We start from the raw sequence: 20,988 nt of genomic DNA, 5'->3' as shown, positions 1-20,988 counted from the left end.
ATCCACCTATCTTAGAAAATCTAACAATGAAGGTTGGATAACGCGAGCGCTTGCGGCGAGCGCTGCAGAATGAATTCCCTCAGCTACAAGAAGTTTCATTACAGTTTCCTCAAAATCGACATCTTCATTTTCAGATTTTAACTTTTCCATTAATAATTCTTGATGACTCAAACGGTCCTCCATTAAATCAACTCGATTCATTCTTGCACCAAGCTGCCCATTAACATCTGCTGCAGTTTTTAAATGATCATCAATTTTTGAAATAAATGGATCTAAATCTGTTCCAGTCGTTTCTGAGCCTTTTAATGCTTGTTCAAGTGTAAATAAATCATGGAACAAGTCCTCTGAAAATAGACGATGACCATCTGCATTTACTGGAACGTATACGCCTTGTTGCAATTCAATCTCTACCGTGGACTGATCGAATGCTCGTTTTATAACTAAAGCTTCTTCCTGTCTAATCGTTTCTCCATTTACTGAAAATTGACCATCTTGCAACTCCAATTGAGCATTTCCATCTCTTGTAGAAAATACACCTTCTTCAAATACATACAGTTCTCCACCATAACTAATACTTGTTCCACTTAAATCTTCTCCATTTTCAAGTCGATTCACGACTTGGTCCAAGTTCATCTCTTCTAATGGAGCCTGCTTAGAATGAATCCCATTAAACACATATTTCCCTGCTGAGTTTGTATTTGCGACCGTGACAAGATGTTGCCGTAATTGGTTTAACTCTTCAGCTATACTTTTTCGTTCATCTTCCCCGTACGTATCCGTCGCCGCTTTAACAACAAGCTCTTTTGCACGTGTTAATATGTTGGACGTTTCTCTTAATGAAGTATCACTCTGATCGAGTCTTGTATGAGCCTCACTTAAGTTACGTTTATATTGATTAATATGAGATAAAGATTCTCGAAATTGCATGGATTTTGCAGCCACAACAGGGTCCTGTGAAAACCGTGTAATCTTTTTTTGCGTGCTCATTTGGTTTTGTAGAGTGGACAAACGCTCATAGCTTGCTTGCGAATATTTCATTGTATTTGCTGTTAGCATTGATTGCGTAATGCGCATGATTTCCTCCTTTAACGTCCTACGACGCCCATTCCGTTGATGATCGTATTAAGCATTTCATCCATAGCTGTCATCACGCGAGCTGCTGCATTATAGGAATGCTGGTATTGAATAAGCATTGTTAACTCTTCATCCAGTGAAACGCTACTCATGGCCATTCGGTTTCCATCAATGTTCGCTAAGCGTGAGCTAGAAGCTTCGCCTTGACGCCTAACGGATTGCGTCTCAACACCAAGCTTCCCCATTAAATCTTGATATTCTTTTACCGCTGTGCTATTAACTGCTAAATCGCCAATTGCTTTTGCTTTTTCAATGTCAATATTCATATTACTGTTAAGCGCTTCGTTTACTTTTATTGAACCATTGTCTTCAATAAGAAAAAAGGCAACATCTGAATCCGCCGCAAAAATAGCATTTACTTCACCAGCTATATCTCTAGCGATGGCACTAAAATCCGTTCGTTCTTGTTCAATACGAGCATACGCTTTTTGTAGCCCGAATAGCTCTCCTCCACCACTACTTGCGTTTATAAACTCAGTTGATAAACCATCAGTGGTGTTTATTTGCCAGCTTAAACCACTTTGAGCTGCAGCTTCATCGTTAAGCTCTATCTTACTTGCACCGTTTTCATTTACTAATGTTGGGCCATTATTTATACCTTTAATTGAATACGTCCCCTCAAAGCCCTTTTTATTTGTTTCTCTAGAAACTTCAATGGGGATAAGTGTAGATAACTGATCAATTAAACGATCTTGTTCATCATAAAGCTCATTCGGTGTCTGATTTGTGCCCTCTATCTTGGCGATTGTCTTATTATTAATGGCAATTTGCTCTAGTAAGTCATTTACTTGATCCGTTTTCAATTCTGCTTCTTTTCTAAGTGAAGATAATTCTGTATTAAAAGCATTTTGTAAGTGTGTAAATGTATCTGTAACTGCTTTTCCTTGTTCAATTAGAACAGCTTGGTTCTCCTGTCCTGATGCTAGTTCTTTCCAACCATTCCAAAAAGCATTTAGCTGGCCAGAAAGTCCGCTTGGATGCTCGCTATTCGTCGGACCTTCATTATAAAGGTCCTCTAAACGTTCGAGTGTCCGATATTGCATAAAAGCTGACCCTTCAATGTGAGCTTCTGAACGAAACTGTTGATCTAGAAATTGATCCCGAATTCTCTCAATCTTACTTATTTCTACGCCAGTCCCAATTCGGCCATTCATAACAGGTTGACCAAACGGCCCTAATCCAGGATAACCAGGAGTTGCCTCCATATTCGCTCTCTGACGTGAGTAACCTGGCGTACCTGCATTTGCGATATTATTTCCTACTGTTTGTAACGCAACTTGATTTGCTGAAACAGCTCTTCGCATTGTTTCCATTCCTAAGAAAGTAGTCACTCTTACCTCACTCCCAACTAAGCTTTCGAATCAAATAGCGTTCGAGGCTTGGACTTTGCTGATGCTTCTTTTGTATATGTTTTGTTCTCAGGCCGTAATAAGTGTATCGACCCTTGGACAAATGTTAATGAATCACTTAATAACCTTTGATTCAATTCATTCTGTTCTTTTAGACTATTAACCGTATCAAGTAACTGTTTTTGAGTATGAGTTAAATCGTCTTTCAGTTCATTAGCTTGCTCGATATAAGAGCTTAATGATTGAGTGGCTAATAATTGCATTACTGATTTCTCTAGCATTCGGGATTTTGATACATGTGAAGCTTCAATCCTTATAATTTTGTTAAGCTCATCTATATCGTTTTTTATTATAATGGACTCTTTTTGCTTAGATAAGTGCAACAGTTCAGAGTGAACCTCTAGCAAAGCATTTAACTGTTCAAGAACACTCATAGTAACCCACTTGATTTCCAAGACTGATACACAGATAACGCTGTTTGTTCAGCATTTAGCTTATAAGTACCATTGTCAATTTGTGCTTTTAATTCATTTAGTCTGGTTTCTCTAGCCTCATTTGTATTCGTACGCAAAGCTCGAGCTTCCTGAGAGATCTCTACTTTATCTTTTTTTATTGAAGCATCTGTTTGTGTCGGTTGAGTTATTTTTTTATACGCTGCAGCCTGATGAATAGGCTGTGAGGATTGTATCTTCATTTGATCTCCACCTTTACTTCCCGTCTAATCGAAACGTGTTTTTTAAAGAATATGAGTAAGTTGTCTCTCTAATCGTCTGTGGTTCTGATTGAGATTGTTCTAATGGTAAACTAAAGTTTTTTCTTAATTCGTCAGCACAACTTATGCAAAATCGCCGTTCATGTGTAGGCTCTTGACAACGCTCACATGGATGATGCATATTTGGAAAATTCTTTAATGACAGCCTTCCCGTTCTTATAAATGCATTTAAAGTTTGTGATGGAATTAACGTTGCCTCTAACAAGTCTTTCTTCGTAGCCATTCTATTCTCTTTTTTTCGCAAAAAATCTACTGCCGTTTTATACCATTTTTCTTCTTTTTCAGCGCATTGAGGACAGATTGGTTGAAACACTTTTACAAATACTGTACCACATGTTTTACAGTTTGAGAGTTCTGCCATTGTATTCTCCTGCTAATTCTTAATTTATATTTCCTATGACCTTGCCAACGTTAATGATGTGACACTTTGAGCACCTGCATTCAGTAAACAAATTGCTGCTAATCGAACAGTTACTCCTGTAGTATATATATCGTCAATAATTAAATAGTTTTTACCCTTAATTAGTGGGATTTCTTGCTTTTTAATATAGAAAGGGTTGTTTTGAAACCAATTGATTCTCTCTGCCCGGGTCTTTTTGCTCTGCTTTTTGTCATCATTTGATATCATTCTCTCTATGCAAGAGTGCCATCCTAAGGAGGGAATTAACTGTTCAACTTGATTAAAGCCTCTGGTCTCTAAACCTCGTTTGGTTAAAGGAATTATAGTCACTTCGTACCCTTTAAAAGTAGTAGAAATAATTGACTCTATTTCACTCTGAAAAATTGCTCCTAAAGCCACATCACCTCGATATTTAAATTGGGCAAGAACGTTCTTCATAAAAGAATTATAACGGTAAATGGATCTATTCAGAATAAGAGGGTCACCGTGAGAAAGGTATTTCCATCTCATGCAATCTGTACAAGTTGTCTGCGCCTCTCTACTGATACGTATCTTTTTACTGCAACGGTTACAGCCTTCTGCCAATTCAAATTTGTTTTTACAAGCAGAGCAAATGTTGTTTTTAGATTGTGTGAATAAAGAGCGAATAGTCGTTTCATGCCAATAGCTTTTTTGACAAATTAAACAATGGTTCATACTCCGCCCTCCTTATTCATTTTTTTCAAGTGTGCTTTCGTGCGTATCATAGAATGCGTTAACCCATAATGCCAAAAGACAATATCACCCGTTGGAAATTCTTCTTTTCTTCCCACTCTCCCGCAAATTTGCACGAGACACGCTTCTGAAAAGATAGGCTGTTCTGCTCCAATAACAGCAACTTGCACATCTGCAATGGTAATTCCACGTTCCAATATTGTAGTTGTTAATAATAGATTAATTTGGCCACTTCGAAATTTTCGAATGAGTTCATGCCGATCCTCAGCTTCCGAAAAAACAGCTCCGTGATTAACTTGTTGCTTATCTAAGAGAGTAGAGAATGCTTTTAAATAATAGATTGAAGGAAAAAAGAGTAGTGTGGGTTTGTCATTGTAATGGTTTATCCAAGAAAGGATTTTATGTGGGATTTTCTTTCGTTTTAATTGATTTTGCCAATTTCCAATCCACTCAAAACGTGGGAGTGGTAATGGTTTACCATGGAAACGTCTTTGTATTTTTGTCACGCGTGTAGTGGGATCATTTAGGAGTTTTAGTGAGGGGGTAGCACTTAATAAAATAACCGTGGCATTTGACTTTTTGGCTTTATTAACAGCAAATTGCAAGCTTTTGTCATAAGAATAAGGAAACGCATCTACTTCATCAATAATTAACACGTCAAACGTATTTACATATCGAATCAATTGATGCGTGGTTGTCAAAACAAGTTGTGCTTGAATGAATTGGTTTCGGCTATCTGCATATAACACACTTTGTCTTAATTTAGGAAATGATTTAGCTAATCGAGGCGCTAGTTCTTTAACAACGTCTGTACGTGGTGTGGCAATACATAATCGTAAACTCTGTCTCAAGCATTGTTCAATAGCAGGGAACAAAATTTCTGTCTTCCCAGCTCCACAAACCGCCCAAATTAACTCTTTTACATTCTTTTGTTGAACCGCCTCAACAAGATGTGTAGCTGCCTTTTTTTGTAAAGGAGATAATTGTCCTTCCCATTGACAGGATTCATCTCTTGCATTAAAAAAGAATGGTCTACCTTTCCATTGAAGCAGATGTGTGCAGGTAGATACTTTTCCCATTGAAAAACAATGTCTGCAATAGGTACATAATTGAGTACAGCGAAAACAATAATGTGTGTAAAACAAATGTTTAGAATGATTTCCACAACGTTCACAGTGCCAATGATTATTTGCATACACGATCGCAGGTTTACTTTCTACAAACTTCTGCTCAATACAAGCTGATAACAATTGATTTGAGAAAGGCCACTCTGAAGAAAGCATTTGTCTTCCATTCAAGTAAGTACGCACAGCATAAACTTGTTTTTCGTCCAAGTAACTGACTCCTTATCTATCAAATCTCGTTCTTAATACCAGCCAATACCTAAACTACCTGATCCAAGATGCGTCCCAATAACAGGTCCAAAATAACTTATGTGTATTGAAGCGTTCGGGTATTTTTCTTTTATGCTTTGAACTAAGCTCTCAGCACCTTCTAAACGATTGGCATGAATGACTGCAATTTCATTTACGATGTCTTCCTCTAAATCTTCAAATAACATATCTAATATGCGATTTAAGGCTTTTTTCTCTGTTCTAACTTTTTCATAAGGCATAATTAACCCATCTTCAAAGTGAAGGATTGGTTTAATTTGCAACAAGCTCCCAACGATAGCTTGAGCTCCGTTTAACCTGCCTCCGCGACGAAGATGGTTTAAATCATGGACCATAAAATAGGCTCGGACTTGATGTTTCATTTCTGTTAAGTAAGTCATAATCTCAGAGCCCGTACTACCTTCTTGAGCCATTTTAGCTGCAACTTGTACATAAAAGCCCTGAGGTGAACAACTAATTTCCGAATCAAAGCCAAAAACAGACACATCCTCAACCATTTCTCCAGCAGATAATGCAGTCTGTAAGGTTCCACTTATTTTTGCCGATAAGTGGATGCAGACAATATCTGTCACACCATTCGATTTAAGTTGTTCCATTAAAGCAACAAATTCTCCAATAGCAGGTTGAGAAGTTGTCGGAAGCGACACTTCATCTTCTAGTTTTTGATAGAATAATGAAGTCGTTATATCGCTTCCTTCACGAAATGTCTTTTCTCCGAAATTAACAGACAAAGGAATGACTTGAACTTCTAGCTTTTCAATAAGTGATTCATCTAGATACGCAGTTGAATCGGTGATAATTGCCGTTTTATGCATCATTTATTCCTCACTTTTCTACTAACAGTTACTCTGTTTTAATGTAGCTGAAACGAGGCTGATATTCAAGCAGTAAGAGAAAAATTTCCCGAGAAATAATTGTCGAAATTAGCGAACGATGACGTACCCTTTTTTAATTGCTTCAACAACTGCTTGGGTTCGATCATTTACACTCATTTTTTGCAAAATGTTACTAACATGGTTTTTAACCGTCTTCTCGCTAATGTATAGGGATTCTCCGATGGCACGATTATTCTGTCCATCAGTCATAAGCTGTAACACCTCACACTCTCTCCGAGTTAAGATGTGCAATGGCTTACGGTATTCAACTTCTCGATAGCCAACTGAATCTTGATGTTTTTCATCTTGTCGTGCAAGACGACGGTATTCTTTAATTAAATTTGAGGTTACCTTAGGATGAATGTACGCACCGCCAGAAGCAACTACTTTTACAGCTTCAACTAAGGATTCTGCATCCATTTCTTTTAATAAATATCCTGATGCACCCGTCCGCAATACATGAGACACGTAGGATTCGTCATCATGAATCGATAAAATGAGCACTTTTACTTTAGGAAATACTTTTACTAACTCTTTTGTTGCTTCTACACCGTTCAATTTTGGCATATTTATGTCCATCAAAATAACGTCTGGACGATGGTTTCGCACTAAGTTAATAACTTCTGATCCATCTTCTCCGTCTGCCACAACATTAAATTCTTGTTCCATTGAAAGAATTCTTTTTACCCCTTCTCTAAACAATGGATGATCATCTATTATCACAATCCGTATTTCATCAGTTTCTTGCATAATCATTGCCTTCACCTCTCCAAATCGCTTTTTCTACGTTTCGTTTGTTGAAATTGGTAATTGCACAAAAATACTTGTTCCCTGTCCTAAATTAGACTGAATAGTAATGGAACCGTTCAACATATTTACTCGTTCTTTCATTCCTATGATTCCGAAAGAGGCTTCGTTTCGCTCTGCTGGATCAAATCCTCTTCCATCATCTCTAATAACTACCGTTACATTACTCGGTTTTAATTCAATCTTTACAACGATCTCAGATGCATGCGCATGTTTTGTCGCATTCTGCACAGCTTCTTGCACTAAACGAAATAACGCTATTTCAAAATGTTGAGCCAGTCTTTTTTCAACTCCAAAATGCTTAAAAGAAATTGAAATTCCAAACCGCTCTTCTACATTTTCTAGATATTTTCTTAAAGTCGGTACCAGCCCTAAATCCTCCAAAGCCATTGGTCGTAAATCATAGATAATCCGACGTACTTCTGCTAAAGAAGATCGAACCATTTTCCGTAATCCTCTAATTTCTTTTAATGCTTCATCAATACCTTTTTCTTGATAAATTCGTTCAATTAGCTCTGAGTGAAGCATTACATTAGCCATCATCTGAGCAGGACCGTCATGAATTTCCCGGGAAAGTCGCCCTCGCTCATCTTCTTGCGCTTCGATAATCTTTAGTCCAAAAGTTTGTTTTTCTTTTGCATCTTTTATAAATTCTCCCACTTGCCGTAAATCGCTTGATAAAAAATCAAACACAACCGACATTTGTACAGATAGCTGTTCAGCACGGTTAATCGTATCTTGTAAATTTTTCAATCTACGTTCAATATCGTCTCTTCGTGTTCTTAACTGAATTTCTTCCTGTTGAAGGACGGCCATTTGCACTTGATATTCACTTGCTTGCTCATAAGCCACGCGAACTTCTTCATTTGTAAAATTTGCAAATTCTTTACTCACTTTAGCTAAACGATTTCTTGCATGCTTTGCTTTCAATGCAGATTGATCCACATCTTTAATTACTTGTGTTACTTTGCTTTTTACTTGGTCTAACTCTTTTTTTAAATACTCATACTCATTTCTCGAACGTTCTCCAATTTCAAAGATCTTTTCTCTACTTGTCCCAACAGAATCAATTGTTTGCGTTATAATATGGTTTAACATTTTCACTTCTTCCATTTGTATCCCCACTTTTGTCGAATCACGGAACAAGTCCTTCGTGTCAATCTTTCTTTTTAATTCCCTTTCCGTTATTCTTATCTTACACTATCTAGTTCAGAAAGTAAGGGGAAATTAAGATTAACGACTCAGGCATTTTTGATTAGTGGAGAATACCGATTATAGTAACAGAACTGTATTACATCGTGGTTTCGCGAATATGTAAAAATATAAAAAAACTCTAGGGAGGATCTCATGTTACCATCGTATAATACAGTTAAAAAAACAGGTCAAGCTGAAATGATTGTTCAAAAATCACGGTTTATTGCTCACTTTATGCGTACAGAAACGGAAGAGGAAGCCATTGCTTTTATTGCAGCAATAAAAAAGGAACATGGGAGTGCAAATCACAATTGCTCCGCTTATTTAATTGGCGAAAATAGTCTTATTCAAAAAGCAAATGATGACGGTGAACCAAGTGGAACAGCTGGCGTTCCGATGCTAGAAGTGTTAAAAAAGAAAGATTTGAAAGATACAACCGTTGTTGTCACACGTTATTTTGGTGGTGTTAAGCTTGGTGCTGGCGGTTTGATACGTGCATACGGCAGTTCCGTTAGTGAAGGGCTAAAGCAAGTTGGGATTGTCAATCGAAAATTAAGCTATATTGTTGAAGCAACGGTTGATTATACTTGGCTAGGCAAGTTAGAAAACGAAATTCGCCAATCTGGCTACTTATTAAAAGAAATAGTCTATTTAGAAAAAGTGGTTGTCCGCACCTATGTCGAGGAAGCATTTATCGACTCATTCTATTCATGGATAACGGAAGTTACAAACGGACAAGCTGAGTTAAACAATACAGAAGCCGTTTACTTGGAAACAGATGTTGTTTGAATAGTAAGCGCAATTTCTTTAACGATCTCAGTGGTTGTAGCTAGTAACTTATCAGGAGATAATTCGGTTTTATCGTTTACAATCGGAATGTGAATAAAGCCTGCTAGTATTGGCTGCTTCGTTTGATCTAAGTAATGAAGGACATTATACATCAATGAATTGCAGACATACGTTCCTGCTGTGTTTGAAATCGATGCCGCGAAATTCATTTCATTGGCAACATGAACAATCTTGCGAATTGGTAACGTAGAAAAATAGGCTGTTGGACCACCTTCGATAATAGATTCGTCCTGCTTGCGTTTTCCATCGTTGTCCACTTCACCGTCCATCACATTAATAGCAACCCGTTCAGGTGTAATTTCACTGCGATTTGCTGCTAATCCAAACATAATGATTGCTACTGGTTCTTCGTACTTGATTTTTTCAATCAATATGTGCGAAGCTCGATCAAAAGCCACAGGTAGAACAATACTACTTACTTCCATTTCCTCTATAATTAATCCGTTTAATTGCTGAACTAACCATTCAGACGGATTCAAATCATGAGCGAGAAATGGTTCAAAACCAGAAATTAATATTTTTTTCTTCATTAAATAAACTCCTTTCTCTTTTTTTCAGATAAAGTCAGTTTATCACATATCATGACGAATCGTTCAAAGGAGAGACAATTGGATAGTTGGGAAATATTCACGATCATCGGTACGTTAGCTTTTGCCCTATCAGGTGCACTTGTTGCGTTCGAAGAGAAGTATGATTTATTTGGCGTATATACACTAGGTTTTATCACCGCATTTGGTGGAGGAATGATTCGAAATCTCGTAGTTGGCATTCCGGTCGCAGCATTTTGGACACAAACAAGTTTATTCTTACTAACGTTTGCTCTAATCACTTTACTATTTATTTTACCTCCTGCCTTATTTAAAGTTTGGAATCGATGGGGGATTTTCTTTGATGCCGTCGGGCTATCTGCCTTTGCTATTCAAGGAGCTTTGTTTGCCAAAACGGCGAATGAATCGATTTTTGCGATGATGATTGCGGCCGTATTAACCGGTGTTGGTGGAGGCGTTTTGCGAGATGTACTAGCTGGGAGAAAGCCACTTGTGCTTCATACTGATATTTATGCAGGTTGGGCTTTACTTGGAGGATTATTAATCGGATTAGGATTAAGTCATCCGGTCTCTCATTATGTCATTTTCGTGCTCATTATTGTTTTACGGATGCTGACGGTGCGGTATGGGTGGCGGTTGCCGAGGATTGAGAAGGTGGTGTGAGGAAATTAAACTACTAAATTTTTCGTTTTAGACAAAGGCTAAGCACGGCTAGTTTGATTCACCGGCTAGTTTTGTAAGAAGGACGGTAGTCTGAAGATAAGGCTGTTTTACTTTTTTTCTGACATTCTAATCCTATATAATTAATAGTAAAAACGTCTTTACTAGACTTATTAAAAGAGCTAAACAGACTTACCTGTTTAGCTCTTTTTGTTTAGTAATTAATCTACAGCAGGATTTTCATCATTCAATTGAACAGTATGCCAACCATAGTCGTTGTTACCTACTTCATAAGAAATACCGCTCACCCGATTATTAACAGGGAATGTGTCAATTTGATAAAGCGTCGGTGCAAGTGGTAATACTTCATTAATATATTCTTGGAATTGATTGTACACATCTTGGCGATATGATAAATCAAATGCATCTTCAGACAACCCATCCGCTAAAATAGCTTCTAATGTATCATCCGTATAACGAGGGTAGTTGAACATCGCCTGTGGTCCAAACAATCCAGATGGATCAATATCTGAACCTACACCCCATCCAGCAGTATACATATCAATAGCTGGGTCATCTTCTTCGATTCGATCGTAGAATGCATTTGGCTCAGTTAGAGACCCTTCCAATAATTCAATATTTAAACCAATGTCTCTCCATGCCTGCATTTCATAGTTCGCCACAGCTTCAGCAGTAGCGTCTCCTTGACGCGCTGCATAATTAATCACTAACTCTTCACCATTTGGATCTTCTACATACCCATCACCATCTAAGTCTTCATAACCCGCCTCAGCTAAAAGTTCTTTTGCTCTTTCAGGATCATATTCAAAACCTGGATTACTATCATCATGATAAAGTGCATGGTATGGAGTAATAACAGTTGTTGCAGGGAAGCGTAATCCATTGTACATCCGGTTACCCAACTCTTCATAGTTAACTGCTAATCGGACAGCCTCACGTAATGATTGATTGGACATTTTTGCATCTGGATCGTAAGCAACTTCATTCGCATCTGCATCCCACGTACCAAGCTTAAATCCTGTATATGTGTAGAATCTTGATGTTCTTCCTAACCAATCAACATTACTCATATCGGCATTGTCTGCGAATTGAGTTGCAGGGAACGTTGTGACAAGATCAATTTGTCCTGATCTTAATGATTCGACTACAACATCTGGATTTACTACTGTTAAGACAACTTCATCAACAAGAGGCTCACCTTTCCAATAGTCTTCATTTTTTGAAAGCGTAACAGACTCACCAGGTACAATATTCTCAACAACAAAAGGTCCATAACCTAATGGTTCTCTACGCACTTGGTCTGAAGCAGGTATATCTGCCACTTCTACACCTTCAAAGTAGTGTTTTGGCATTGCATAATACCAAATTCCTCCACTCATTAGAGACGGTGTTGCTTCTTTAAATGTTAACTCAACTGTTTTTTCATCGATAATATTAAAGCCTGAAATCTCATCTGCTTCACCGTCATGATACTCTTCCATTCCAACTATGTTTCTAAAAGATGCATCATAGCGAACCCCGTCATAATCCTTGTGACCAATTACTTCATGCGCGAAAATAAAATCCTCTGCAGTAACTGGCTCTCCGTCATGCCAATTGACATTGTCTTTAATTGTAATAGTATACGTTAAATTGTCTTCTGATACTTCAATTGTTGCAGCACCTTCATCGGTTATATTAAAGGCATCGTCCATTGCAAATAACGATTCACTAAAAAATTGTAAGATATCGGCATCAGTTGAAATCGAGTAATGTTGCCAATCAAGTGTTCCTTCAAATGGAGAACTAGCCACAACACCTACATTTAGCGTGCCACCTTCAATTCCATCTCCATCTGCTGCTTTTGTAGGTTCAAAATCATCAAGAGAATAAATACCATCCTCATTCTCTACGGTCTCTTCTGTTTCAGTATCATCTCCCGTTCCACTTGGTTCTGTAGAACCTCCATCCCCACTATCATTACAAGCTGCAAGTGCTAAAACTGCAACAAGCGTTGGTGCTAAATAAAATTTAGGCTGTAATAACTTCTTCATAATTGCTCCTCCTTTTAACCTCTTCTTTGTTTTGCGTCAGTCGAACGTTTTAATGCTTGACCAACATTATTTATACACAGCATCAATACTAAAACTAAGATTGATGCAGGTAACCATACCCAAGGGCGTAACTCAAAAATTTGCGGATTTGTTGCATGACTCATTAATGTTCCCAAGCTTGGTGTTGACTCTGGAAAACCAAATCCTAGAAAAGATAAGCCTGTTTCAATTCCAATATTTGCTGCCAAACTAAGCGTTAAATTAACGATTATAATGGAACTCAGGTTTGGCAAAAGATGACTAAAAATAATTTTATAATGAGGTGTTCCTAATGTTCGTGCTGCTTGTATATACTCAAGTTCGCTCTGCTGTAAAGCTTTGGAACGAACTAATCTCGCCATAGAAATCCAGATAAATGCAGACATTATTAATGTGAATTGAAGAAGCGAGTAATTCGGAACAACAGCCACAAATGCAATGATTATCATTGTAGTAGGAAGAACTAGGAAGAAATCTACTATTCTCATAACTACATTATCTGTATGGCCACCAAAATAACCAGCTATTAAGCCCATCGCTAATCCAACTAATCCTGAAAGTGCCGTTACTGCTATACCAATTAGCAATGAATTACGTGTCCCAATGATTAATTGACCAAACACATCTCGTCCCCCGTGGTCAGTTCCTAACCAATATTGTGATGATGGAGGCTCAAAAATTGCTAATAGATCAACTGTTACAATTTGATCTTGATCTAATATTATTGAAACGCCAAACACAAAAGCAGCTATTAACAGTAGAAGAATCGCTGATGACAAAGCCATTTTATCTTTTAGAATCTCTACAAGGATTACTTTAGCTCCTGAAGGTGTTTTAATGGCTGGATCATTACCTGGATTTGTTTGTACATTCTTCTGCGTTTCCATTTTTAATCCTCACCCTCTTACTTAATACGAATTCGTGGGTCTACCATACTCAGTATAATATCCGATAACATCGTTCCAACTACCGCTAAACATCCAGACAGTAATAAGAGGGCAGTTACAACACTATAATCCCTATTATTAATTGAAGAAATTAGCAGGTCACCAATTCCTGGAAAACTAAAGACTCTTTCAATGAAAACAGCGCCACCGAGTATACCTGTAATTTCGTACCCAAAGAAGGCAGCAATAGGAAGCAGAGAATTTCTAAAAATATGCTTATTGTAAATCCTATTCTCACTAGCACCTTTTGCTTTAGCAGTTAAAATAAATTCTTTGTGCTTTATATCTATTATTTCGCTTCGTAAATACTGGACAGTACCCACCGTTGTAATTAGAGCTAAAGAAAGAGCTGGTAATGTCATATGGTAAACTTTACTTAAATAATATTCCAATGTACCTGAAACAAGACCTGGAGACACACTTCCTCCAACAGGGAACCAATTCAGACGAAACCCGAAAATGAATAACGCAATTAGACCAAAAATAAAACTTGGGACGGCAAAACCTACATATGTATAGCCTGCAATTGCGCGATCTGCCCACGTATCATTATATCTTCCACTGACAATGCCTAATGGAATAGCTATTAGATAAGAGAAGATAAGAGTTAGTAATCCCAGACCCGCAGTGTTGAGTAGTCGGTCTCCTATTAATTCTGTAACAGGCATTTTATAACGAAAAGATTGTCCAAAATCTCCTGTCACTGCATTAGAAACCCATCGACCATATTGCTGATACCAAGGGTCATTTAAACCATGTATCTCTCGCATTTCCGCTAATCTTTCAGCCGTGATACTTGGATCAATTAATCCAGTAAATGGGTCACCAGGCATTTGACTAGCAAGGATAAACACTAATAAACTTAAGAAGAATAATTGCGGTATAGCAATTAACATTCTTCTGAGAATAAATTTCCACATAGTTAGCCCCTTTCTGGCATTGCAACTTTATGAGTGTTGGAAATACTTTTCAAGGGGTAAGCCAATCCTTCTTGATCAAAATATTTATTTGTATTCATTTGAAAATCCTCATTTATTTTTTTTCTTGATAATTGAATCTGTTCTCTCTTACCGGGATCAATATCGGGAATTGAAGCAACTAATCTTCTAGTATAAATATGCTGAGGGTTATTAAATATATCATCAGGTGTGCCCTCTTCTACAAACCTACCCTTATACATTATTCCAATGTGGTCGCATAGATGACGTATAATACCTAAATCATGGCTTATAAAGAAATACGTTAAATTTAATTCTTTTTGGATATCCTGCATGAAATTTAATACTTGAGCCTGAACCGATACATCTAAGGCCGATACTGGTTCGTCAGCTATAATTAGTTTTGGCTTTAATGCAATAGCTCTAGCAATTCCAATTCGCTGCCTTTGACCTCCTGAGAATTCATGGGGATACTTGAAAATACTATCAGCGCTTATGCCGACTTTTTCTAATAATTCTTGAACTGCTTTTTTCTCTTCAGCCTTTGATAATTTCTCGAAATTCCTAAAAGGTTCCGCGACTATATCTAAAATTCTTTTTTTGGGATTTAAAGAAGAATATGGATCTTGGAAAACCATCTGAACATTTCTCCTAAACTCCTTGATATTCCGTTTAGTCATTTCTTTGTTGTTTATTAATATTTGACCAGAAGTAATATCATTTAATCCAATTATTCCACGACCTGTTGTTGTTTTTCCAGATCCTGATTCGCCAACAAGTCCGTATGTTTTACCTTCTTCTAGAGTTATGTTTAATCCGTCAACAGCTTTCACATGTCCAACTGTTCTTTTTAAAATGCCTGCTTTGATAGGAAAATGTATTTTCAAATCTTTAATCTTCAGAAATTCCATCCTTGAGGTCCTCCTTTTTTGCAAATTCAAAGGTTTTATAACAACTACACCGCACAAAATGACCTGGTGAAATTTCGTGGAGCTCTGGATTTTCCTCGTGTGCAGAATTACTCACCCACGGCACTCGAGTCGCAAAACGACATCCCGTTCTAGGTAAATTCGCTAAAGATGGAACCACTCCTTGAATAACATGCAATTTGGTCTTTGCCAAATTATTCGTTGGATTAGATTGTAATAAGGATCTTGTATATGGATGCTTTGGATTTTTAAATAATTCATGTACCGGTGCTAGTTCTACGACTTGCCCTGCATACATAACCGCAACCTTGTCAGCCATTTCAGCAACTACTCCTAAGTCGTGTGTAATTAAAATGACACCACTATTTAACTCTTCCTTTAATTTTTTGATCAAACCTAAAATTTGCGCTTGAATCGTTACATCTAAAGCTGTCGTTGGCTCATCTGCAATCAAAAATGCTGGGTTACAAGAAATTGCTATCCCAATTACTACTCTTTGCCTCATTCCGCCAGATAGCTCATGTGGGTACTGATTATAAACAACCTCAGGACTTGAAATTCCCACTTGTTCTAATAATTCTATTACTCTTTTCTTTCTTTCTTTTTTCAGTAAATTTGTATGTAATATTAGAGATTCTTCTATTTGCTTACCAATTATCATTAATGGGTTCAATGCAGACATGGGGTCTTGGAAAATCATACCTAATTCACCACCACGTAACTTCTGCAACTTGGCTTCGGAAACTTTTGCTATATCTTCATCTTTATAGAAGATATTTCCCTCTATTTTTGATTTGTTTTTAGGATGGAGACCTAAGACTGAGAATCCCAATGCACTTTTGCCAGAACCAGATTCGCCTACTATACCTAAAATCTCATTCTTGTTTACCGATAAAGTTACATCGTCTACCGCTGCGTAATACTCATCATTAATCCGAAATGATGTTTTTAAATTCTCAATTTGAAGTAATTTGTTATCCACATCGTGCCCCACCTTACTGATTAAATAATTGATTTGTCACTTTTGTTAGATAATAAATAAGAAAAAGAATTCTTGTATTCCTTTAATTGCACACTAACATCCAAGGTATAAATATCTGCGGATTTTGATAATTCATAATTGACGAAGTGGACAAGAGATTCATTATGATTAAAGTATGCTTGAATAATAAAATCATGATAGCCTGAAACAGCAGTGACAGATACAATTTCTTGAAATGAAGCTAGCCACGTTCCTATTTCATCATGGTTTCCCAAGTTCACCTTAAGTCCAATAACAGCCTTAACCGCAAGACCTACCTTTATTGGATTTATCTGAATCATAAAGTCAAAGACACCATTAGAACGCATCTTTTTAGTCCTTTGCCTAATCGTCCCTTCACTCACATTAAGCAATCGAGCAACTTTACTGTAGGAACATTTTCCGTCTTTTTGATAATGATCTAAAATCAAAAAATCTAATTCATCCAGTTTCCCCATTTTATCACTCACTTATTTCCCAACTAATAAAAGCAGTTCGCTTTACGAATTCAGTAGAGAATCTTCAAATAAACTGTCAATTTCGTAAATGTTATAGTTAGTATAAAAGAATCAAATTAAGAAAGCAACAAAAAGTTTAGACAAATCTATTTTTTTGTAAAAATTAAAGATAAATGAATTATATTAATTTTAGGTTACGTCTGTATAACATATTTATGAAGTACGTTCATTATTAGCTTATTAATATGGAAAGTGCAACACTTTTTCTAAAAATAGTGTGATTTTTCCATATATAAGCCATTCTATTTCCTCCTTATTTACTATTTAAATGAATCCCTCATGATTTAGTTAGTGAACTCATATATATAATGTCAAAAACTTTAGCCTAGAATGCAAGCTGCGTGTAAGAAATTGTAACATCTTATTTATTTGTTTATTCTCTATCATTTCCTACAAGATATGCTATAATTTTATTTTGAACTGTATACATTTATAAGCATTAGCTTACTTTCTATCTATATATGAAATGAGGGATTGGCGTATTATGGAAGATTCTAGAAAACGTCGTCGGAAACAAAAACGAACTCGCTTCGTCTTAAAGACAGCTTTAATTGTTTCTTTAATTGGACTGATTACGGTCGGAAGCGGTGTTTGGTATATATACAATCAATTAAATGATACTGCTGCAGGAGCATTTCAAGGACTTGATCGTGGCAATAAATCTGAGCTAAGAATTGAACCTGTAGATGTCGGAAAAGATAATTTTTCGATGTTATTACTCGGAAGTGATCACCGTGAAGGCGATAGTGGTGGAGAGCGGACCGATACAATGATGGTCGCGACATTTAATAAAGATGATCGCTCCATTATGCTTACAAGCATTCCACGTGATACGTATACTGAGATTGTTGGTCATCGCAGCGGTGAGTTTTACGATAAAATAAACCACGCTCACGCTTTTGGTGGAATTGATATGACCATCGATTCAGTCGAAAATTTACTTGATATTCCCATTGATCATTATGCCTTAGTGCGTTTTGATGGTTTAGTAGAGATTATTGACGCACTTGAAGGAATCACTGTAGATGTCACTTATGAATTTGATTTTAAAGAGAAAAGCCGGAACGTTGACTTCACTTTCACAGAAGGCCCTACAAAGATGAATGGCGAAAAAGCACTTGCCTATGCTCGTGAACGAAAGTCTGCTGCAGGTGGTGGCGATAAAGGACGAGGCATTCGTCAGCAACAAGTAATAGAAGCCATTATTGATCGAGCTGCTTCATTTTCAAGTATAACGCGCTTTAATGATGTGTTTGACGCGGTAGGCAACAACATTCAAATGGATCTTAGTTTCGCTAATATCCTCTCATTACATGGCTACGCCTCTTCTATTAGTAACATTGAAACACATCAGCTGCAAACAGCAGGTGACCGTCGTCTAGACAACTATGGTAATAGCATATGGTACGAGGATGTTATAGAGGAAGACTTGGTTGAGCTACAAGGCACACTAAAAGAACACCTAGGACTGGAATCAACGGCTCCTTCATCGACTGTTCAACAGAATTAGCGCTAGTTAAATAGGAAAAGACGAGTTAAAAAGTCTCCCTTCAAAGTAATCACTTAGTGAAAACGATGAAGGGAGTTTTTTTATTATATTCTAAAGTAAAGAATATAATAAAAAATATGTCAAAAAATGAATGTTTTTAAAATATAAAAAGAACGAATTATGTTCAATTAAGTTGTATTTTGCTAAATAAATATGAGAAAATGTTAAAACCCTATTAATTTATTAATCTATTAGAACGATAGTAGATAGTGAGGGCAATTAACTAACTTGGAGGTGTTTCTCATTCAGAAAAAACTGTTACTAACTGGGGGCTCTGCATCTGCTTTAACTCTGCTTGCATCTGCTTTTCCATTACATTCTGCTTATGCAAGTACATCCAGTATTTCAGAGACGACATACGACATTTCATTTGAGCAAGCTGTTGACCGACAAATGAAGGCATCTGCTCCACCACAAACAGATCGTAATGGCCGTTGGCAGAATGCAAGTCGTTCAGATGTTTCCTATTACATGAATCCAAATAATTTCAGTCAAGGTACATCCTCTTACTTGCAATTCCTTGACTTGCAATCGAGTGCGGGTTTAAGTGCCAGCTCCATTAATTCACAACTTTTAGCTGGTAAAGGGACATTATCTGGACAAGGTCAAGCTTTTATTAACGCAAGTAAACTCTATAATGTGAATGAGATTTATTTAATCTCACACGCTCTTTTAGAAACAGGAAACGGTGGTTCTCGTCTAGCAACTGGTGTAGAGGTAAATGGCAGAACTGTTTATAACATGTATGGAATTGGTGCTTTTGATGGTGACGCTGTTCGAATGGGTGCTCAGTACGCATACAACCAAGGTTGGTTTACACCAGAAGACGCTATTATTGGCGGAGCTAGATTTGTCTCTAACAGCTATATGGCTCGTGGCCAAAATACGCTTTATAAAATGCGCTGGAACCCGGCAAATCCTGCTACATATCAATATGCAACAGATATTGGATGGGCGGTTAAACAAACTCACCACATGTCTAATCTGTATAGCTTAGTTGATGATTACCATTTGAAATTTGATGTACCAGTATATAGAAATCAGCCTGATGGGACGAGTCCTGACACTGGTGAACTTGAACAGCTACCTCCAGATACATACGGGACAACAACGGCTCGTTTAAATGTACGTACTGGCCCTGGACAAAATCATTCCGTAATTACTACCTTAAGCAATAACACAAAAGTAGAACTTCTTGCTAAACAAGGCGGATGGTACCAAATTAGAGTTGGATCAAGTACAGGTTTTATTTCTGGTAGCTATTTAAAACTCGATCCAGCTAGTGAAGATCAAGTCGACGAAGGGACTCAAGATCCAATTGCTGAAGGAACGACGACAGCAAGGTTAAACTTGCGTAGTCAACCGAATACATCTAGCTCCATTCGCACAACATTGACCAGTGGACAAAAAATTCAAATTCTTGCTAAAGAAGGCAACTGGTATCAAGTACAAGTTGGCTTCCAAACCGGATGGGTCTCCGCAGATTATGTAAAAATTTCTGAAAACGAAGAAGTTGAAGAAACACCTTCTATCGGTACGGGCGAAACAACGGCTCGTTTAAACTTACGCGCTGGTGCAGGCACGTCTCATCGCGTTCTTACAACGCTTCCGCTTGGACAGAAGCTGGAGATCATCAAACAAGAAGGCAACTGGCTTCAAGTGAAGGCCGGCTCGCAAACAGGTTGGGTTTCTTCCGACCATGTGAAGACGAGTGGCAACACTACACAACCGGCTCCTTCTATTGGTAACGGCGAAACAACGGCTCGTTTAAACTTACGCGCTGGTGCAGGCACGTCTCATCGCGTTCTTACCACGCTTCCGGTCGGACAGAAGCTGGAAATCATCAAACAAGAAGGCAACTGGCTTCAAGTAAAGGCCGGCTCGCAAACAGGTTGGGTTTCTTCCGACCATGTGAAGACGAGTGGCAACACTACACAACCGGCTCCTTCTATTGGAACAGGTGAAACAACGGCTCGTTTAAACTTACGCGCTGGTGCAGGCACGTCTCATCGCGTTCTTACGACGCTTCCGCTCGGACAGAAGCTGGAGATCATCAAACAAGAAGGCAACTGGCTTCAAGTGAAGGCCGGCTCGCAAACAGGTTGGGTTTCTTCCGACCATGTGAAGACGAGTGGCAACACTACACAACCAGCTCCTTCTATTGGAACAGGTGAAACAACAGCTCGCTTGAACTTACGCGCCGGTGCAGGCACGTCTCATCGCGTTCTTACGACGCTTCCGCTCGGACAGAAGCTGGAGATCATCAAACAAGAAGGCAACTGGCTTCAAGTGAAGGC

Annotated in this window: 21 protein-coding genes; 4 read left to right on the top strand and 17 right to left on the bottom strand. The window is 37.7% G+C overall.

What is annotated here, in order from left to right:
* Positions 1–6: 6 nt before the first annotated feature.
* The 10 genes from flgL to JOC54_RS18020 form a co-directional block, all read right to left on the bottom strand.
* Positions 7–1,074: a flagellar hook-associated protein FlgL gene (gene flgL, locus JOC54_RS18065; RefSeq protein WP_204468040.1), complete on the bottom strand. Its 1,068-nt coding sequence runs from the start codon at positions 1,072–1,074 to the stop codon at positions 7–9.
* 11 nt (positions 1,075–1,085) lie between these two features.
* Entirely contained in the window at positions 1,086–2,465 is a 1,380-nt protein-coding gene (gene flgK, locus JOC54_RS18060) for a flagellar hook-associated protein FlgK (RefSeq protein WP_204468038.1), read from the bottom strand.
* 17 nt (positions 2,466–2,482) lie between these two features.
* Positions 2,483–2,917, bottom strand: coding sequence for a flagellar protein FlgN (locus JOC54_RS18055; protein ID WP_204468036.1), 435 nt, complete (start codon positions 2,915–2,917; stop codon positions 2,483–2,485).
* Positions 2,914–3,177 carry a flagellar biosynthesis anti-sigma factor FlgM gene (locus tag JOC54_RS18050; RefSeq protein ID WP_035420594.1) on the bottom strand — a complete coding sequence of 88 codons (264 nt, stop codon included), beginning with the start codon at positions 3,175–3,177 and terminating at the stop codon, positions 2,914–2,916. The genes JOC54_RS18055 and JOC54_RS18050 overlap by 4 nt, the downstream gene beginning before the upstream one ends.
* Before the next feature lie 13 nt (positions 3,178–3,190).
* On the bottom strand, positions 3,191–3,616 hold the full coding sequence (locus JOC54_RS18045; RefSeq protein ID WP_051991699.1) for a TIGR03826 family flagellar region protein: 426 nt from the start codon (positions 3,614–3,616) through the stop codon (positions 3,191–3,193).
* Between the two features lie 33 nt (positions 3,617–3,649).
* Positions 3,650–4,351, bottom strand: a complete 702-nt coding sequence (locus JOC54_RS18040; protein WP_204468034.1) for a ComF family protein — start codon at positions 4,349–4,351, stop codon at positions 3,650–3,652.
* On the bottom strand, positions 4,348–5,703 hold the full coding sequence (locus tag JOC54_RS18035) for an ATP-dependent helicase ComFA (protein WP_204468032.1): 1,356 nt from the start codon (positions 5,701–5,703) through the stop codon (positions 4,348–4,350). The genes JOC54_RS18040 and JOC54_RS18035 overlap by 4 nt, the downstream gene beginning before the upstream one ends.
* 32 nt (positions 5,704–5,735) lie before the next feature.
* Positions 5,736–6,578, bottom strand: a complete 843-nt coding sequence (locus tag JOC54_RS18030) for a DegV family protein (RefSeq protein ID WP_204468189.1) — start codon at positions 6,576–6,578, stop codon at positions 5,736–5,738.
* Positions 6,579–6,686: 108 nt separating this feature from the next.
* Entirely contained in the window at positions 6,687–7,394 is a 708-nt protein-coding gene (locus JOC54_RS18025; RefSeq protein ID WP_437183579.1) for a response regulator transcription factor, read from the bottom strand.
* Positions 7,395–7,421: 27 nt separating this feature from the next.
* Positions 7,422–8,558 carry a sensor histidine kinase gene (locus tag JOC54_RS18020; protein WP_204468030.1) on the bottom strand — a complete coding sequence of 379 codons (1,137 nt, stop codon included), beginning with the start codon at positions 8,556–8,558 and terminating at the stop codon, positions 7,422–7,424.
* 234 nt (positions 8,559–8,792) lie between these two features.
* On the opposite strand from JOC54_RS18020, the gene JOC54_RS18015 reads away from it, so the two are divergent.
* Positions 8,793–9,428, top strand: coding sequence for a YigZ family protein (locus tag JOC54_RS18015; protein ID WP_204468028.1), 636 nt, complete (start codon positions 8,793–8,795; stop codon positions 9,426–9,428).
* On the opposite strand, the gene JOC54_RS18010 is transcribed toward JOC54_RS18015, so the two are convergent.
* Positions 9,404–10,018: a pyroglutamyl-peptidase I gene (locus JOC54_RS18010; RefSeq protein ID WP_204468026.1), complete on the bottom strand. Its 615-nt coding sequence runs from the start codon at positions 10,016–10,018 to the stop codon at positions 9,404–9,406. The genes JOC54_RS18015 and JOC54_RS18010 overlap by 25 nt on opposite strands.
* A 78-nt stretch (positions 10,019–10,096) precedes the next feature.
* Between JOC54_RS18010 and JOC54_RS18005 the strand changes: the two genes are divergently transcribed.
* On the top strand, positions 10,097–10,699 hold the full coding sequence (locus JOC54_RS18005; protein ID WP_235194619.1) for a trimeric intracellular cation channel family protein: 603 nt from the start codon (positions 10,097–10,099) through the stop codon (positions 10,697–10,699).
* Positions 10,700–10,917: 218 nt separating this feature from the next.
* On the opposite strand, the gene JOC54_RS18000 is transcribed toward JOC54_RS18005, so the two are convergent.
* Genes JOC54_RS18000 through JOC54_RS17975 form a run of 6 tightly spaced genes read right to left on the bottom strand, consistent with a single transcriptional unit; the run spans position 10,918 to position 17,094 of the window.
* Positions 10,918–12,750: an oligopeptide ABC transporter substrate-binding protein gene (locus tag JOC54_RS18000; RefSeq protein ID WP_204468024.1), complete on the bottom strand. Its 1,833-nt coding sequence runs from the start codon at positions 12,748–12,750 to the stop codon at positions 10,918–10,920.
* A 14-nt stretch (positions 12,751–12,764) separates the two neighbouring features.
* A complete protein-coding gene (locus tag JOC54_RS17995; protein WP_204468022.1) occupies positions 12,765–13,676 on the bottom strand; it encodes an ABC transporter permease in 912 nt (303 codons plus the stop codon).
* A 17-nt stretch (positions 13,677–13,693) separates the two neighbouring features.
* Positions 13,694–14,656: an oligopeptide ABC transporter permease gene (opp4B, locus tag JOC54_RS17990; protein WP_204468020.1), complete on the bottom strand. Its 963-nt coding sequence runs from the start codon at positions 14,654–14,656 to the stop codon at positions 13,694–13,696.
* 2 nt (positions 14,657–14,658) lie between these two features.
* Complete coding sequence (locus JOC54_RS17985) at positions 14,659–15,585, bottom strand: ABC transporter ATP-binding protein (RefSeq protein ID WP_204468018.1); 927 nt, start codon at positions 15,583–15,585, stop codon at positions 14,659–14,661.
* The gene (locus tag JOC54_RS17980) at positions 15,566–16,585 is read right to left on the bottom strand and encodes an ABC transporter ATP-binding protein (protein WP_204468016.1); all 1,020 of its coding nucleotides are present in this window, start codon (positions 16,583–16,585) and stop codon (positions 15,566–15,568) included. The genes JOC54_RS17985 and JOC54_RS17980 overlap by 20 nt, the downstream gene beginning before the upstream one ends.
* Before the next feature lie 20 nt (positions 16,586–16,605).
* Complete coding sequence (locus tag JOC54_RS17975) at positions 16,606–17,094, bottom strand: Lrp/AsnC family transcriptional regulator (protein WP_367617823.1); 489 nt, start codon at positions 17,092–17,094, stop codon at positions 16,606–16,608.
* A gap of 532 nt (positions 17,095–17,626) precedes the next feature.
* Between JOC54_RS17975 and JOC54_RS17970 the strand changes: the two genes are divergently transcribed.
* On the top strand, positions 17,627–18,652 hold the full coding sequence (locus tag JOC54_RS17970) for an LCP family protein (protein ID WP_204468014.1): 1,026 nt from the start codon (positions 17,627–17,629) through the stop codon (positions 18,650–18,652).
* A gap of 273 nt (positions 18,653–18,925) precedes the next feature.
* A partial coding sequence (locus JOC54_RS23525) for an SH3 domain-containing protein (RefSeq protein WP_437183586.1) occupies positions 18,926–20,988 on the top strand: 2,063 nt, incomplete at its 3' end.

The organism is Shouchella xiaoxiensis, assembly GCF_016907895.1.
In the GTDB taxonomy this organism is placed as follows: domain Bacteria; phylum Bacillota; class Bacilli; order Bacillales; family Bacillaceae_D; genus Shouchella; species Shouchella xiaoxiensis.
Note: the sequence above shows the minus strand (reverse complement) of the source record. Positions and strands in the feature narration are given on the sequence as shown.

Excerpts from the sequence above, each read along its gene's own strand:
- JOC54_RS18045 (WP_051991699.1), bottom strand. The coding sequence starts at position 3,616 with ATGGCAGAACTCTCAAACTGTAAAACATGTGGTACAGTATTTGTAAAA.
- JOC54_RS18025 (WP_437183579.1), bottom strand. The coding sequence starts at position 7,394 with ATGATTATGCAAGAAACTGATGAAATACGGATTGTGATAATAGATGAT.
- JOC54_RS17985 (WP_204468018.1), bottom strand. The coding sequence starts at position 15,585 with ATGGAATTTCTGAAGATTAAAGATTTGAAAATACATTTTCCTATCAAA.
- JOC54_RS17995 (WP_204468022.1), bottom strand. The coding sequence starts at position 13,676 with ATGGAAACGCAGAAGAATGTACAAACAAATCCAGGTAATGATCCAGCC.
- JOC54_RS18010 (WP_204468026.1), bottom strand. The coding sequence starts at position 10,018 with ATGAAGAAAAAAATATTAATTTCTGGTTTTGAACCATTTCTCGCTCAT.
- JOC54_RS18000 (WP_204468024.1), bottom strand. The coding sequence starts at position 12,750 with ATGAAGAAGTTATTACAGCCTAAATTTTATTTAGCACCAACGCTTGTT.
- JOC54_RS18020 (WP_204468030.1), bottom strand. The coding sequence starts at position 8,558 with ATGGAAGAAGTGAAAATGTTAAACCATATTATAACGCAAACAATTGAT.
- flgL (WP_204468040.1), bottom strand. The coding sequence starts at position 1,074 with ATGCGCATTACGCAATCAATGCTAACAGCAAATACAATGAAATATTCG.
- JOC54_RS18040 (WP_204468034.1), bottom strand. The coding sequence starts at position 4,351 with ATGAACCATTGTTTAATTTGTCAAAAAAGCTATTGGCATGAAACGACT.
- JOC54_RS17970 (WP_204468014.1), top strand. The coding sequence starts at position 17,627 with ATGGAAGATTCTAGAAAACGTCGTCGGAAACAAAAACGAACTCGCTTC.
- JOC54_RS18030 (WP_204468189.1), bottom strand. The coding sequence starts at position 6,578 with ATGCATAAAACGGCAATTATCACCGATTCAACTGCGTATCTAGATGAA.
- JOC54_RS18015 (WP_204468028.1), top strand. The coding sequence starts at position 8,793 with ATGTTACCATCGTATAATACAGTTAAAAAAACAGGTCAAGCTGAAATG.
- JOC54_RS18055 (WP_204468036.1), bottom strand. The coding sequence starts at position 2,917 with ATGAGTGTTCTTGAACAGTTAAATGCTTTGCTAGAGGTTCACTCTGAA.
- opp4B (WP_204468020.1), bottom strand. The coding sequence starts at position 14,656 with ATGTGGAAATTTATTCTCAGAAGAATGTTAATTGCTATACCGCAATTA.
- JOC54_RS18050 (WP_035420594.1), bottom strand. The coding sequence starts at position 3,177 with ATGAAGATACAATCCTCACAGCCTATTCATCAGGCTGCAGCGTATAAA.